Source organism: Porphyromonas sp. oral taxon 275, from assembly GCF_018127745.1.
In the GTDB taxonomy this organism is placed as follows: domain Bacteria; phylum Bacteroidota; class Bacteroidia; order Bacteroidales; family Porphyromonadaceae; genus Porphyromonas.
In genome coordinates this window covers 1,292,302-1,304,490 of record NZ_CP072333.1, presented here as the reverse complement: position 1 = coordinate 1,304,490, position 12,189 = coordinate 1,292,302, and the positions used below count along the sequence as shown (strand labels likewise).

General features: G+C 61.6%; 10 protein-coding genes. 5 read left to right on the top strand and 5 right to left on the bottom strand.

Annotated elements, in window-relative coordinates; genetic code table 11:
* Positions 1-176 precede the first annotated feature (176 nt).
* From J4862_RS05265 to J4862_RS05245, 5 genes are all read right to left on the bottom strand, one after another.
* Entirely contained in the window at positions 177-2,837 is a 2,661-nt protein-coding gene (locus tag J4862_RS05265; protein ID WP_211788082.1) for a carboxypeptidase-like regulatory domain-containing protein, read from the bottom strand.
* A 6-nt stretch (positions 2,838-2,843) separates the two neighbouring features.
* Positions 2,844-3,647: a GLPGLI family protein gene (locus J4862_RS05260; protein ID WP_211788081.1), complete on the bottom strand. Its 804-nt coding sequence runs from the start codon at positions 3,645-3,647 to the stop codon at positions 2,844-2,846.
* Positions 3,648-3,935: 288 nt separating this feature from the next.
* The gene (locus J4862_RS05255) at positions 3,936-4,445 is read right to left on the bottom strand and encodes an SMI1/KNR4 family protein (protein WP_211788080.1); all 510 of its coding nucleotides are present in this window, start codon (positions 4,443-4,445) and stop codon (positions 3,936-3,938) included.
* Positions 4,446-4,549: 104 nt separating this feature from the next.
* On the bottom strand, positions 4,550-5,281 hold the full coding sequence (locus J4862_RS05250) for a hypothetical protein (RefSeq protein WP_211788079.1): 732 nt from the start codon (positions 5,279-5,281) through the stop codon (positions 4,550-4,552).
* A complete protein-coding gene (locus tag J4862_RS05245; protein ID WP_211788078.1) occupies positions 5,278-5,850 on the bottom strand; it encodes an Imm15 family immunity protein in 573 nt (190 codons plus the stop codon). The genes J4862_RS05250 and J4862_RS05245 overlap by 4 nt, the downstream gene beginning before the upstream one ends.
* Positions 5,851-6,257: 407 nt before the next feature.
* On the opposite strand from J4862_RS05245, the gene nrfH reads away from it, so the two are divergent.
* From nrfH to J4862_RS05220, 5 genes are all read left to right on the top strand, one after another.
* Positions 6,258-6,842: a cytochrome c nitrite reductase small subunit gene (gene nrfH / locus J4862_RS05240; RefSeq protein ID WP_211788077.1), complete on the top strand. Its 585-nt coding sequence runs from the start codon at positions 6,258-6,260 to the stop codon at positions 6,840-6,842.
* A 56-nt stretch (positions 6,843-6,898) separates the two neighbouring features.
* Positions 6,899-8,386, top strand: a complete 1,488-nt coding sequence (gene nrfA, locus J4862_RS05235; RefSeq protein ID WP_211788076.1) for an ammonia-forming cytochrome c nitrite reductase — start codon at positions 6,899-6,901, stop codon at positions 8,384-8,386.
* A 133-nt stretch (positions 8,387-8,519) separates the two neighbouring features.
* Complete coding sequence (locus J4862_RS05230; RefSeq protein ID WP_211788075.1) at positions 8,520-9,728, top strand: cytochrome c biogenesis protein ResB; 1,209 nt, start codon at positions 8,520-8,522, stop codon at positions 9,726-9,728.
* A 121-nt stretch (positions 9,729-9,849) separates the two neighbouring features.
* The gene (gene ccsA, locus J4862_RS05225) at positions 9,850-10,638 is read left to right on the top strand and encodes a cytochrome c biogenesis protein CcsA (RefSeq protein WP_211788074.1); all 789 of its coding nucleotides are present in this window, start codon (positions 9,850-9,852) and stop codon (positions 10,636-10,638) included.
* A 925-nt stretch (positions 10,639-11,563) separates the two neighbouring features.
* On the top strand, positions 11,564-12,151 hold the full coding sequence (locus J4862_RS05220) for a LysE family translocator (RefSeq protein ID WP_249107401.1): 588 nt from the start codon (positions 11,564-11,566) through the stop codon (positions 12,149-12,151).
* Positions 12,152-12,189 lie beyond the last annotated feature (38 nt).

The window sequence follows — 12,189 nt, the reverse complement described above, 5'->3', positions numbered from 1 at the left end:
GCCCCCTCCCCCTTAGCCCTGCCTTCTGTCCTCAGCTGCTCCGCTGCCTCGCCCCCTCCTCGCAATGAGCATAGACGTATTGTGCCCCAGCGAACTGGAGCATGAGGAGGGTAGGGGGTAAGTGAAAGGGGGAAGGAGCTACCCGCAGTGCCTCAGCACAGGGCGTGCGCGCTGGCTCAGAGGGTCAGGCGTAGGGAGAGGACGAGCGAGCGGGGGCGCAGGTGATAGACACTGCGGTATTCCTCGAGCTCCTCGAGGCGGCGGGTGGCGTAGCTGCGGATGTCGCTGAGGTTGTCGCCGTCGAGGATGAGCTCCAGGCGTCGATTGGGCTTGTAGCTCAGGCTCGCCCCGAGGAAGAGGAAGTCCCGCTGCCCGAGGGCGAGGCTGCTATCGTGGCTGTGCTTGGCATGGAGCTTGGCCTGCAGCCGTGCGTTCAGGAGGGCGAGGCTCAGCTGGAGGCGCTGCGTCAGTGCGCCGCTCCAGAGGCGCTGCTCCACGAGCTCGGAGCGGAGCCCCTGCCAGCGGGCATCATACTCGAGGCGGTAGCCGCTGGTGAGGTCGAGCCCGACGGAGCCCTGTAGGCCGTAGCCCAGGGCGCGGTAGTGGAGGCGGACGCCCTGACGGAGGAGCTCCTGCTCGCTGCGGGAGAGCGTAGCCGAGAGGGCGAGCTGTGTCGTCTGCCAGTCGAGATCCTTGCGCCCGTAGGCTGTGAGCGTGTAGCGCTCGCTGTGGTGGGGGAGGTAGGCGGCCTCGAGGAGGCGCTGCCCCTCCTCGTCGAGCCGTGTGCCGTAGCTGATGTCACTCCACGAGCGCCGCCAGCCCGCCTCGATGTGGGCAAAGATGCGGCTGAATAGATCCCGATAGGAGAGCCGGGCCTCGGCACTAGCGGCGTGGCTGTCGTGGAGCGCAGCGCGGTAGCGCGCTAGACTGCGGTAGCTCTGCATGATGGTCGCTGTGAGCAGCTGGCGCCAGGGGGTCTCGCTGGCGCTGTAGCTGGTACCAGCCTGCAGGCTATAGCTGTCACTGAGCCTCCACGATAGGCTGAGGGAGGGCTGTAGGTGCAGCTTCAGCCGCTGGGCATCACTGCGCTCGCCTGCTACAGGGGTATTGTCCAGCAGGGTGTAGCCGAGGGCGAGTGGGAGGCGGAGCGAGCCCTGGAGCGTCCCGTGGCTGTAGCGTAGGATGGGGCCCAGCGCGAGGCGGGTGTGTAGATGGCTTAGCTCGCCACGGCCTCCCCTAGGGACGTCGGGGTGGGTGAGGCTGGAGCTCAGCGTCGTGTAGCGGGCGTCGAGATGCGCTGTTGCCGAGAGCGTCCAGCGCTGCGTCTCGACCTTGCGCAGCAGCTCGAGCGTATTGGAGGAGGCGTAGGTGCTCAGGCTGAGGTCTTGGCGTGCTGCCTTGCTCCCCTCCAGCACTAGGGCCTGAGGCGACGAACTGAGGCTGTTGGTGGAGCTCCACTCGAAGCCTGCCCCGCCTGCCCCGCGGTGCACCCAGCGCGTGTGGCTATTCAGTCGGAGCGTGCGGTGATGCAGGGCCTGCAGGCGCTCCCCGATCTCGGCCGTGCCTCCCGCAGCCTGGGGGAGCCTGCGGCTCACGGAGCTCAGCTCCCCGCGCCCCTCATTCCACTCTCCTGAGAGGACGAGCGTGCTGCTGACGAAGCTCTGCGCGCGGTTCTTCTCGTAGCTCAGCTGGAGCTCCGTGGCGTGGCGCTGCGTGCGGTCGCTGATGTCCTCGGTGAGCTGCAGCCTCGTCCCCTCGGGCAGGAGGTAGGAGGTCTCGGTGAGGGAGCTGCCGTGGGTGGACTGATGTCGGTAGTGGAGCTGGTAGCTGAGACTGGCGCTGTCGGCGAGCTTGGTAAGGGAGCTGAGGTGGGCGCCGTGGCGGTAGCCGAAGAGGCCATTGCCTACGGGTGGGCGGCCATGTGCCACGAGCTCCAGCAGCTGTGTGGGCTCGCTGACGAAGGCACCATAGAGTACGGCTGCTGGATCGTGATCGCGTCCTAGATTGTCACTGCTGTAGCGGAGGAGCTGCTGCCGCCCCTTGCCGAAGTAGCTCGCCTGCAGGGTGGCGTCCCATAGGGGGCCAGGGGCATAGGCACCCGCCCCTAGGCGTAGGGCCTTCGACCATACGCCCTTGGCCTTGTCCTTGAGCCGTAGGTTGATGGCGGCCTGCTGCGCGGGGCGCTGATCCTGCAGCGCACGCACGGGCTCGTGATGCTCCAGTACCTGCACGGTGGCCACGTCCTCGGCCTTGATCCCCTCGGTGGCCAGATTGTAGCGCCCCCGTAGGAGGTCGAGGTTTTCGATATAGAAGCGGTTGATCGGGACGCCCTGGTACTTGATCACCTTGTTGTCCTCGATGGTGATGCCAGGTAGCCTACGCAGCACGTCCCCTATGGTGCGGTCCTGCTGCAGGGTGTAGGCCGAGACGAGGTAGTTCAGCGTGTCGCGCTGCGCCCATAGCCGCTGTGCCTTGACCAGCACCTCCCGTAGCAGCCGCTCCTCGCGCTCTAGGCTGAGGTCGAGCCTCTGGGTCTCGGCCTTGATCCGCCGCAGCTGGGGGCGGTAGCCTAGGCTGCGCACGCGCAGCAGCAGCTCGGGGAGCGCCGTCTCGAGCTGGAGCGTGTAGCGCCCCTGGCTGTCCGTGATGGCATAGGCCAGCATGCTGGAGTCGGTGGGCTGTAGGAGTGCGAGCACCGCACCCGCCACGGGCTCCGTGCCCGAGCGCAGCTGTCCGCTGAGGCTCATCCGTCGTAGCTGGGGCTGGCTCTGCGCCTGAGCTCGGGCAGGGGAGAGCCCCACCAGGAGCACCAGGAGGAGTAAGAGGCGCCGTAGCATGCGCGCTTAGTAGTCTAGGGGCTGGAACTTGGCAGGCTTCATGTTGATCAGTACATCCCCGAGGATCATCGCGCCCTTCACGACGGTCATGCTACTGATCTCCTCGGGCTTGATATAGTAGTAGGGCTGGGTGAGGTAGTTGGGGTTACCGAAGAGGCGGTTGCGTAGCGCGACGAACTTGCTCCGTGGACACTTCACCGCCCCCTCGGGCACGCTGTAGCTGATGGCTTCCTTCACGGCCTCTACGCCGAGGCATTCGAAGCGGTGGATGCCGTCCTCCGATACGGCGCGCAGGATCAGTCCAGGGAGCCCGCTCAGGCGCCAGGGGCCGAAGCGCGTGGGGAGGCTCTCGGCGAACCAAGCCGTCCACTTGCGTCCCGCGTACTCGGCGGTAGCCTTCTGACAGAGGTGCCCGCAGATCGAGTCGCGCTCCGTGAGCATCGTCCAGCGGAGCGGGCGCATCGCCTCATCGGTGAGGTAGCGGTAGGGGGGTACGGTCTCGAGGGAGGTCATGCGGCCTGTGGGGTAGTTCTGCCAGGTGGTGGGGACGTAGAGCAGCTGCTCGCTCTGATCCTTCTCCCCGTCGTGGCGCTTGCGCCCGAGGGTACATGCCTGATCCTGGCCGACCTGCAGCGTGAGGCCGTAGCTGATGGTGAGCTGCTTCCCCTGGGCGTCGGTACTGCGACAGCTGTAGTCGTAGTTCGCTACCAGGAGCGTGTGGGCGATGCTGTCCGAGCTCTGTGCCCGAGCGGCGAGCGTGCTGCTGCCGAGGAGGCCAAGGAGGGCCAGGCCTAGTGTCTTCATCTTCATTGCGGTGGTCTTAATAGAAGAGGTTAGTTCCCTGGCTCAAAGGTAGTAATTCATTCCCGATCTCGGTGCGGCGCTCGTGACGGGCGTAGCTGGGCGCGCTGAGGGATATCCGTGGAGCCGCTGAGGGGCGTACCTCACACTCCTGACTGACGTCCCTCAGAGCGCTGACTGATATCCATAAGGAAGCCCAGCCCTATGCCTGAGGATCCTTGGGCATAGGGCTGGGCTGCTGTCTTGGTTGCTGGTCGCGGTGCTCAGAGTGGGGAGGCGGAGCTTGCCCCTTAGGCCTTAGTCAGCCGTGCCTGGCTCAAGGGGGGAGATCGAGGAAAGGAACTCGGCGAAGCTCCCTGCGACCCTGAGGATCCCTTCCTCGAAGCCGTACTCGTGGTCTAGGTAGAAGACCTCCCCCGTGCGGGTACTCACGAAGAAGTCATTCCCGAAGCCATCGCCCGCGATCGGGATATAGCCCGCGCAGTAGGTCTCGAAGTCGCCGAACTCCTGGTATTCGGCTAGGTAGTCAGGGATCTCCTCTAGGGAGAAGAAGCGCTCGACCTCCATCCCGTACTCGGGCGCTTCCTCGCCCTCGCCTTCAGCCGAAGTGACACACGCCCCGTCTGGGAAGGAGCCCGCCCCCACCTCAGTATAGAAGTGGATGAGCGCCTCCTTACCTGGGAAGTCGCCCAAGTATACTGCTTCGACGGCCTCCGCGCTCTTCAGCGGCGCCTCCACGACGTACTCCGCCCCGTGGAATAGGGCGGGCTCGCTCGCTGGACGAATACTACCTTGCTGCTTGCCCATAATATATAGTGTATATGTCTTGCGAATTGCGGGGGCTTACCCCTACGGCTCGCGCAGGAGGGAGACCTTGATCTTGTCAGCGTGGGCTGCTTGCTGCTCCTTCATTATGATTCTATTTGGACTAGTGCCGTATCGTCGTGTGGTTTGTCTGCGAGTAGCTCCTCCAGGCGCGTTAAGCTGCGGAGCTGCTCGAGCACTTGGTGGCGCTGGACGAGTCCGCGATCACTGGGCTTGAAGTCAGGGTAAGCAGAGAGCAGCTGTTCGTAATCATCCAGCCGCCCTTGTAGCCAAAGGAGGATCAGGATCGTCGCTAGGGGATAGGCATAGGCGCTTGGCTTGGCGACTACCTGGCTTAGGACTACCTCCTCTTCTCGGAGCAGGGCGAGCGCAGGGGAGATGAAGTCCCTGACAAGTGGCGGGAGAAGTAGCTGGGCAAGGCTGCGAGCATCCTCGCCAGGATACAGGCAGACTATGCCGTAGTTCCTGAATGCTGCCCTTCGGGTGAGGTTAGAGGAGTGCTCGGTATAGACACTCTGTAGCTTGTTCCCTTCATCGAGTAAGGACCTCAGGAGGCTGCCGATCCGTCCCTGGGTGACGCTGATGTGGAAGATGAAGGCTAAGGCCGCCCCCATAGGGACGTGCGTCCCAGTCAGGAAGCGCATCCGCAAGACTTCTATCGCGTCCTCCTGCAGCCTAAAGCTCACCTCATTGCGCCCGAGCTGCGTGCTGATCTTGGCCTTAAGCTCTGCCTCTATGAGATCCACGAGCTGCTCGATAAGGAGCTTCTTTAGACTTCGTTTATCGCCCTTCATTAGGAGCTGTCCTTGGCTTGTCATAGGCTTTGTTCTGTGTGGGGTGGCTTGTCTGCGAGCAGCTCCTCGGCGGCGAGCAGGTAGATGCGCTCAGTCTCCACTCCGCCTTGTCTTGTTCTCGTCCTGTAGATCTGCCGCTCCTGCCCCGCCAGGCAGGGGGCATAGATTCGTCCGAAGGTAGGCTGCGCCTCCAGCCCGAGGCGCTCGGCGCTGTCTAGGTAGCTGACCGTGGGGAGCGTACTGAAGAAGAGCTGTGGCACGCAGAAGCCCACCTCCTCCCATTCCTCCTCGAGGTCTACGAAGGTCAGGCAGCTGAAGAGGCTATCGTAGACGTGCGGTGGGAGCAAGCGTCGGTGGTAGATCCGGCTGTCGCGCAGTAAGCCCTCGGCCAGGGAAAGCAGGTAGCGCGATAGCTCCTCGCCGTCGAAGTAGTCCCTAAGCAAGTCCACGCTGCTGTACCTCGTGATAAGCGGCAGCTCCTCGAAGCGCCCGTCGGCGAAGCAGAGGCCTGCTATCGCGTCGAAGAGCTGGGGCGTCAATAGCCGCCGATGCACCTCGGCGGTGATGAATGTCTGCTGTGCTTGCTGCGTCATGTGTTCCTCGAGTGACTGGGACGAGGCTTGGCTGAGTCCTGAGCCTAGCGTCCTTGCATTCCTTTCCTTTATTTGTACACCTTGCTGCGGAGCTGGCGGCCCTTCGTCGAGAGGCACGCCGCTCCGAGCACGAATTTAGGGAGAATTCGCCACGTGCCCAGCAGTGGCTTAGCTTGGCCTTGTGGCTCTGCTTTTGAGCCTTAGTCTAGAAGGCCGCTCGGGCTACTTCTGGAAAGACGATGGGAAGGGCCTTGCAGCTCCTCCAGAGAGGGGTAAGCTAGCTGTCCAGAGGCTTCTTAAAATTTGTCCGTAAATAGACCTTGCTACGACCTAAGTAGTACGTGATCGTAATGAATAAAAAGTTGTGTATATTTGGAGTACAACTATCACTTAGACCATACAGGGTAATGAACAGATTCCTACAACGTTTACCGCGCTTGGGGCGCCGCATGAAGGTCGCCCTGCTGCTTGTGGGCGGGGTGGTGGTAGGCTTGATCGGGCTCTTCCTCTATTTGCTTAGGTTCCACACCTACCTAGGAGACGACCCCTCCGCCTGTGTCAACTGCCACATCATGGCCCCCTACTACGCTACGTGGATGCATGGTGCTCATGCCCGCAATACCACGTGTAACGACTGTCACGTACCGCACGACAATGTATTCCGTAAGTACTACTTCAAGGGTAAGGACGGGATGAACCATGTGTACAAGTTTGTCACTCGACAGGAGCGACAGGCGATCCGCGCCATCGATGAGAGCGCGGAGGTCATCATGGAGAACTGCGTACGCTGCCACGCTACGCTTAACACCGAATTGGTCAACACCGGTCGCATCACCTACATGGATGTCAAGTGCGGCGCCGGTCAAGCTTGCTGGGACTGTCACCGAGACGTTGCTCACGGCAAGATGAATTCCCTTTCGTCCACTCCAGGAGCTCAGGTGCCGCTGCCCAAAACGCCGGTGCCTGACTGGCTGCAGAAGATGGTGAACTAAGCGCCCTTACTGCATAAGAACAACACTCAGTATAAACAACAAAGACACGCAAGATCATGGCACAACAACTAAAGCGTTGGCAGGGATGGCTCCTATTCGGAGGCTCAATGGTCCTAGTCTTCATCCTTGGCCTCGTCGTCTCCTCGCTTCTGGAGCGTCGCGCTGAGGTAGTGAGCATCTACAACAATCGTAAGCACCTCTTCACGGACTCGATCGTCTCGCAGAACGAGAAGTTCGCCGAAGACTTCCCACGCGAATATCAGTCCTGGAAGAGGACTGCTGACACGACCTACCAGGGTGAGTTCAATGGCTCTCAGCGCGCCGATGTGCTCGCCGCTCGCCCCGAGATGGTCGTCCTCTGGGCTGGCTATTCCTTCGCTATGGAGTACAACACGCCCCGCGGTCACAAGCACGCTATCGAGGATATGACCGAGATCCTACGTACGGGCTCCCCAGGGGTGGATGGTAATAAGGATATCCAGCCTGGTACCTGCTGGACCTGTAAGAGCCCCGACGTCCCCCGTATGATGCGCGAGAAGGGCATCGCTGAGTTCTACAAGGCCCCCTGGAGTCAGTGGGGTAATGAGATCGTCAATACCATCGGCTGCTCGGACTGTCATGATGCCCGCACCATGAATCTCAAGCCCGCTCGCCCCGCTATCTACGAGGCCTTCCAGCGCCGCGGGGAGGATCTCTCCAAGCAGTCCCACCAGGACATGCGCTCACTGGTCTGCGCGCAGTGCCACACCGAGTACTACTTCAAGGGTGACGGCAAGTACCTCACCTTCCCCCAGGACAAGGGCTTCACGGTAGAGGATATAGAGAAGTACTACGACGAGATGAACTACTCCGACTACACGCACAAGCTCTCCCGTGCCCCTATCCTCAAGGCCCAGCACCCCGACTACGAGCTCTGGCGCATGGGTATCCATGGACAGCGTGGCGTCTCCTGTGCTGACTGCCATATGCCCTACGTGAGCGAGGGTGGCGTCAAGTACTCCGACCACCAGATCGTCAGTCCTCTGGCCCGTATCGACAAGACCTGTCAGACCTGCCACCGTGAGGATGAAGAGACCCTCCGACGGAACGTGTATGATCGTCAGCGCATGGCCAACGACGTACGCAACCGCGTAGAGAAGGAACTGGCGAAGGCGCATATCGAGGCTAAGTACGCTTGGGACAAGGGCGCTACCGAGCCTGAGATGAAGGATGCCCTGCAGGCTATCCGCAAGAGCCAGTGGCGCTGGGACTTTGCTGTCGCTAGCCACGGAGCTTCCTTCCACGCACCGCAGGAGGTGACGCGCATCCTTGGGCAGAGCCTCGGCTATGCACAGGAGGCACGACTGGCCATCGCTAAGGTACTGGCTAAGCACGGCTTCGCTGGTGACGTCCCCATGCCTGATATCTCGAGCAAGGAAAAGGCCTGGGCCTACATTGGCCTCGACGGCAAGAAGCTGCAGGCTGATAAGGCTGAGTTCCTCAAGACGGTAGTCCCCAAGTGGGTCCAGTCGGCTAAGCAGCAAGGCAAGCTCATCGAGCTCTAGACCTAGCCGCCCTCGGCTAGAGTCGCATCCCATATCCCTTTTCGACGCGGCGACAGACCTCATCGTCTGCCGCCGCGCTTCCTCTCTCTCCAACCTCTCTCCCCACGCTCCTATGTTCAATAGACTCTGGAAAATGAAGGAAGGCTTTGTCACCGGTGCAGGGCTGATCCTCGTGGGGCTGGCGCTACAGTACAGCGTCGGCCCTCTGGACTGGTCAGCCTTTGCCTTCCCGATCAATGCCATCTGCCTCGTCCTCTACCTCGCCTTCCTGGCCCTCATCTATGCGCTGCGTCATCGCGTACGGCTCTTCTCCTTCTTCTTCACGACGGAGGCCGCCGTTCCCACGCTCGTCTATGCGGCGCTGCTCACCGTGGCGATGGGGCTCACCCGACAGGTAGCGCCTCACGAGCGAGCCATCGATCCCATCGGGCTGACGCGTATGCTGTCCTTCTGGCCCTTTGTGCTCATCTATGGCCGCCTCACGGGTATCGTAGGGCTCATCGCGATACGGCAGATCCTTCACTTTCGTCTCAGAGAGCTGCCCTCCCTACTGTCGCACCTAGGCGTCTTCATCGCTATCGTCGCTGCGACCCTCGGGAGTGCCGACATGGAGCGCGTCAAGCTGACGGCCAGCATGGATATGCCCGAGTGGCGTGCCACACACGAGCAGGGCTTCCTCGAGCTGCCGCTGGCGATCCAGCTGGAGAAGTTCACCATCGACGAGTACCCGCCCAAGCTCCTCATCATCAATAGCAAGACGGGGAAGTCTATCCCTGCGAAAAATCCCGAGATCGTCCTTGTCGATAAGCACTTCCGCGAGGGCAAGCTCCTGAAGTGGCGCATCCGCGTGCGTCAGAACCTCCCGCTCGCAGCACCCGTCGTCACCTCCGACACCGTCAAGTACGTCGGCTGGGGCTCGTCTGGAGCCGTCACGGCGCTTCTGGTGGAGGCGCAGCCCATGGAGGGCGATCGCGCTGTGGGCAAGCCTCTGGTAGGCTGGGTCACCTGCGGCAGCTACCTCTTCCCCTTCCAGGAGCTCAAGCTGACCAAGGACCTGAGCCTTGTGATGGCACGCCGCGAGCCGGAGCGCTACGCCTCCCGCATCCATGTCTATACGAGGTCGCAGAAGAACATCGTCGCTACCGTCGAGGTCAATAAGCCCGTCTCCGTCGACGGCTGGCGCATCTATCAGCTCAGCTACGATGAGTCGATGGGCCGATGGAGCGAGACCAGCACCTTCGAGCTCGTCAAGGACCCCTGGCTGCCTGCTGTCTACGTAGGGATCTTCCTGCTGCTAGCGGGTGCTGTGCTCACCTTCATCTTCTCGCAGAAACGGCGCTAGCGCTCCCTCGCTGAGCGAAGGCCTGCCCCGCACGCTGCACGCCTAGGATGGCTTCAAGCGTGTGCCGCTGCGTCCTATGCCTCGATCGCTTCTCCTCTTCACCTCATTAAGTACGATCTCCATGACTTGGGATTCCTTCATATACTTCGCCATCCCTGCCCTCCTGCTGTGGGCGGGCGGTGCTTGGACGGCTTGGAACAAGCGTCCCCTTCCCACCTACCTCCTTACCTTCGCTGGGCTAGCTGTCTACTTCGCCTTTATCCTCGGGCTGTGGCTCTCGCTGGAGCGTCCGCCGCTGCGCACGATGGGGGAGACGCGTCTGTGGTACGCCTTCTTCCTCCCCACGGCAGGGCTCATCGTGTATTCCCGTTGGCGCTACCCCTGGATCCTAGCCTTCAGCACGGTGCTGGCTGGGGTCTTCACGACGATCAACCTCGTGAACCCCGATATCCACAACAAGACGCTGATGCCTGCGCTGCAGAGCCCGTGGTTCGCCCCGCACGTCATCGTCTATATGTTCGCCTACGCTGTGCTCGGTGCCGCAGCGCTCATGGCGGCCTATCTGCTGTGGTTCAAGAAGAAGCCCGCCACCGAGCATGAGCTCGATATCTGCGACAACCTCGTGCAGGTGGGCTGGGCCTTCATGACCGTCGGGATCCTCTTCGGCGCGCTGTGGGCCAAGGAAGCCTGGGGGCACTACTGGGCTTGGGACCCCAAGGAGACTTGGGCGGCCGCCACGTGGTTTGCCTACCTGGCCTACATCCATCTGCGCCTGAGGGCTGACCGCTACCATCGTACCGCGCTCTGGGGGCTCGTCATCTCCTTCATCCTACTGCAGATGTGCTGGTGGGGCATCAACTATCTGCCCTCGGCCCAAGGCGTGAGCGTCCACACCTACAGCATGGGCTAAGTTCGGCTAAGCCCTGCCCCGCGCTGCTCTTCCTCTAGAGCCTGCGTCGAGCTGTAAAGACAGCGTCCCCATCTTTTGCTACGGCAGGAGGTGGGGACGCTTCGTATAGGGGCGGGCGGTCTTTGTCGTGTGTGCTTGCCGCCCCGCCAGGCGCTCGTCGCGCTGCCGAAGTGCTTCGCCGCACCTTCGCACTGCGGACCGTGCGAAGTGCCGCAAAGGGCTAGCTGCGCCCCAAGCTATATCTTCCACGACCGAAGGCTATACGTCTTGCCTCCGAAACGTATACGTCTTGAGCCCAAAACGTATACGTCTTGGCCGTGAAACGTATACGTTTTGCCCCCGCAAGGTATAGCTCTTGCCTACTCTAGCTCTTGGTCCCACCTCCTTGATCTTCCTTACGCGACCTGCTTGGGGCAAGTGCTCGGGGTGACGAAGCAGCTCGTCCGCCTTCCTCTGCCTTTGGTCTAAGCGAAGCCGCTAGCGAGCCCAAGCGCAGCGCTGGTATAGAGGAAGGCCGTCTGAGGGATATCGGTCACGGCGCTGAGGGGCGTCCGTAGCGGCCGTGACTGATAGCAGTCAGCAGCCCTCATGGATATCCCTCAGCTCCGCCCCCGCTATCCGCTTGCTCGTCTCCATGCCTCGGTCAGCACGCTCCTTGTATCAGTTCGACCCCGACGAGGGGCGACTACGACCAAGCTCCAGCCAGTGGCTCTAGGAGCTGAAGGAATGCCCTTCCCCTCGGCTAAGGCGGCCCGAATAAGCCCTCACTACAGCCTCCCAAGCTGGGGGAGTGGCAGCCTCGCGCATACCTATATATAGGGGCTGTATCTCGAGAATGAGTATCTTTGTCCCTGCAATGTTACTCCTAGACCTACTCTTTACGTTCCTCAAAGGGATACTTATCGGGGTCTTGGTCTCCGCACCTATGGGACCGACAGGCCTCCTCTGCCTACGTGAGACTTCACGAGGCGGGCGGCGCGAGGGTATGCTCGTCGGCCTAGGAGCTACCCTGAGCGATCTGCTGTATGGCCTCATCGCTTACCTCGGGGTGGGCTTCATCCTCAATCTGCTGGATCGCTACAGCAGCGAGCTGCGTCTCGGGGGGAGCGTCTTCATCCTTGCCTTCTGCTTCTTCTTGCTGCGGCGTCGTATGCCTACGGGGGAGGAGGATGAGCCCGTCGAGAGCCATCCTCTGAAGTCCACCTACAGCGTGAAGAAGGTCTCCGGAGCCTTCTTCCTGACCCTCTCCAATCCCTTCATCATCCTACTCTTCCTGCCGCTGTATGCGCGTCTAGAGTTCGTGCGCGTCGTCCAGCTCCAGTTCGTGGAGTTCTTCGTCGCGATGTCGGGCATAGGGCTTGGGTGCCTCCTGTGGTGGATCACGCTGACCTACATCGTGCGCAAGGTGTCCAATCGCTTCGGCTCACATCGCCTGGAGTGGATCAATCGCATCGTCGCCCTCGTGCTCATCGTCATCGCCCTCATGGGTATATACTCCGTCTTCCACGAATAGCTGGGCGAGCTATCCCTACTGGGGCGCCACGCGTGCCG

Coding starts and splice junctions, on each gene's coding strand:
- J4862_RS05265 (WP_211788082.1), bottom strand. CDS start 2,837: ATGCTACGGCGCCTCTTACTCCTCCTGGTGCTCCTGGTGGGGCTCTCC.
- J4862_RS05260 (WP_211788081.1), bottom strand. CDS start 3,647: ATGAAGATGAAGACACTAGGCCTGGCCCTCCTTGGCCTCCTCGGCAGC.
- J4862_RS05255 (WP_211788080.1), bottom strand. CDS start 4,445: ATGGGCAAGCAGCAAGGTAGTATTCGTCCAGCGAGCGAGCCCGCCCTA.
- J4862_RS05250 (WP_211788079.1), bottom strand. CDS start 5,281: ATGACAAGCCAAGGACAGCTCCTAATGAAGGGCGATAAACGAAGTCTA.
- J4862_RS05245 (WP_211788078.1), bottom strand. CDS start 5,850: ATGACGCAGCAAGCACAGCAGACATTCATCACCGCCGAGGTGCATCGG.
- nrfH (WP_211788077.1), top strand. CDS start 6,258: ATGAACAGATTCCTACAACGTTTACCGCGCTTGGGGCGCCGCATGAAG.
- nrfA (WP_211788076.1), top strand. CDS start 6,899: ATGGCACAACAACTAAAGCGTTGGCAGGGATGGCTCCTATTCGGAGGC.
- J4862_RS05230 (WP_211788075.1), top strand. CDS start 8,520: ATGAAGGAAGGCTTTGTCACCGGTGCAGGGCTGATCCTCGTGGGGCTG.
- ccsA (WP_211788074.1), top strand. CDS start 9,850: ATGACTTGGGATTCCTTCATATACTTCGCCATCCCTGCCCTCCTGCTG.
- J4862_RS05220 (WP_249107401.1), top strand. CDS start 11,564: ATGGGACCGACAGGCCTCCTCTGCCTACGTGAGACTTCACGAGGCGGG.